This window comes from Carnobacterium sp., assembly GCF_040274425.1.
The window spans coordinates 1-2,164 of sequence record NZ_JBEMBC010000165.1 but is presented as its reverse complement, the minus strand read 5'-3'; the positions used below and the strand labels follow the sequence as shown (position 1 = coordinate 2,164).

The 2,164-nt window shown below is 37.1% G+C and carries 2 protein-coding genes; one reads left to right on the top strand and one right to left on the bottom strand.

Translation table 11 applies throughout. The features are described from left to right. Window positions 1-1,137 (top strand): family 1 glycosylhydrolase (locus tag ABS911_RS14995; RefSeq protein ID WP_350468217.1); only part of this gene is annotated, 1,137 nt, incomplete at its 5' end. A gap of 326 nt (window positions 1,138-1,463) precedes the next feature. Here the strand turns inward: ABS911_RS14995 and def are convergent. After that, window positions 1,464-2,027: a peptide deformylase gene (gene def / locus ABS911_RS14990; protein ID WP_251166115.1), complete on the bottom strand. Its 564-nt coding sequence runs from the start codon at window positions 2,025-2,027 to the stop codon at window positions 1,464-1,466. Window positions 2,028-2,164: the final 137 nt, after the last annotated feature.

Here is a 2,164-nt window from a genome sequence, read left to right as displayed (position 1 = left end):
AATGAAGCTGGACTTCAATTTTACGATGATTTATTTGATGAATTATTGAAAAATGGTATTGAGCCGGTCATTACGCTGACTCACTTTGAAATGCCGCTACACTTAGCGCAAAATTATGGTGGATTTAGAAACCGTAAAGTAGTCGATTTCTTTGTTAAATTTGCTGAAGTAGTTTTCGACCGGTACAAAAATAAAGTGAAATACTGGATGACGTTTAACGAAATCAACAATATGATGGATTACACCAACCCGATTTTCTTATGGACAAACGTGGGTGTGCAAGTTGGAGAAGGTGAAAACGCTAAAGAAGTGATGTATACTGCAGCACACCATGTGTTATTGGCAAGTGCTCTATCGGTGAAAATCGGTCGCCAAATCAACCCTGATTTCCAAATCGGGGCGATGGTTTCTCATGTGCCAATCTATCCATTAACGGCTCATCCAGAAGATGCTATGTTGGCTGAAGAATCGATGCATTTGCGTTATTTCTTCCCAGATGTACAAGTACGTGGGTATTATCCAAACTATACGCTGAAAGAATTTGGACGCGATGGCTTGAATATTCCTATTCAAGAAGGCGACGCTGAAATATTAGCACAAGGTAAAGTGGATTATTTAGGGTTCAGTTACTATATGTCTAATGTGGTGGATCATAAAGATGAAAACAACGATGATGAAGCTGCTAACGTGCATGGTAAGATTCCTTATCAAGTAGATAACCCATATCTAAAAGCTAGTGACTGGGGTTGGACGATTGATCCTGTAGGTTTGCGTTACACGTTGAATCGTTTCTGGGATCGTTATCAAGTTCCGCTATTCATTGTGGAAAATGGGTTTGGTGCGATTGATACTGTTGAAGAAGACGGTAGCATCCATGATAAAGCTCGTATCTCTTATTTGCGTGAACACATCAAACAAATGAGCATCGCGATAAATCATGATGGTGTTGAATTAATGGGGTATACACCTTGGGGCATCATTGATATCGTTTCGTTTACTACTGGAGAAATGAAAAAACGGTACGGTATGATTTATGTCGACCGTGATAATGAAGGTAATGGTACAATGAAACGCAGCAAGAAAGATTCGTTTGACTGGTATAAAAAAGTCATTGAATCGAATGGAGAAGATCTATAAGATAGTTAAAGAGGCAGTTTGGAATCTAAATTGAAATGTCCCGTCAAGTAGACAGGTAAATAAACAAAAAGCCATGTATGATAAAAATCATGCATGGCTTTTTTATGGTGGAATGGATAAACCCATTTTTACCGTTACTCTCTTGGTACTATAAAAAAATATCTCTCTCAATGTCTTTTGCTAATTTTTGCATTGATACAGTTGAATAGATTGTTCTAGTTCTTTACTATTCCAACGCATAAAAAATCCCCTAAAGTAGTTTGCTTTTTTTAGCGTCTACTTTAGGGGGAGCATATCAATAGGTTCCGACCTTTGCTTTTTGAATATTAAGAAATAACTTTTACGTCATCATCGATTTTAAAAGGCTGTTCTTTATTGATATGGTCATAAAACATGATTCCATTAATATGGTCGATCTCGTGTTGAACAACGATTGCAGGATAGTTTTTTAAACGTATTTTGTGTGCTTCTCCTTCTAAATCGAAGTAGGTAAGAGTTATGCGACTGTGACGAGGAACGTAACCGGGTACTTCTCGATCCACAGACAAACAACCTTCACCTTCAGTTAAACAAGCATTTTGTACAGAATGACTGATGATTTTAGGGTTGACCATAACAGCGCTGATGATTGGCTCATCAATGCCTTCTTCAATCCCTGGAATGTGAACAGCAACCATTCGTTTTGAAATGTCTAATTGAGGGGCTGCAAGACCTACTCCAGCGCGCAAGTTATATTCTTCAGCAATTTCAGGATCTTGGCTGTTTTTTAGAAATTGGAGCATGTCTTTACCTAATTGCTTTTCTTCTTCACTAAGAGGCAATGCTAATTCTTTAGCAACCATCCTTAGTGTGGGATGTCCTTCTTTAATAATATCTTTCATGGTAATCATAAATGTTTCACTCCTAATATTAGTTCATAATAGGTATTTCCCGCATAAGGAAAATACTTATTCATTTCATCTCTTTTATTTTATCAGTAATAGCCACAATTTGCACGATGTATAAAAAGTTGAAAAAAAACTTTGTT

Bases quoted from the DNA above. Each gene is read 5' to 3' on its own strand.
- def (WP_251166115.1), bottom strand. From the start codon at position 2,027: ATGATTACCATGAAAGATATTATTAAAGAAGGACATCCCACACTAAGG.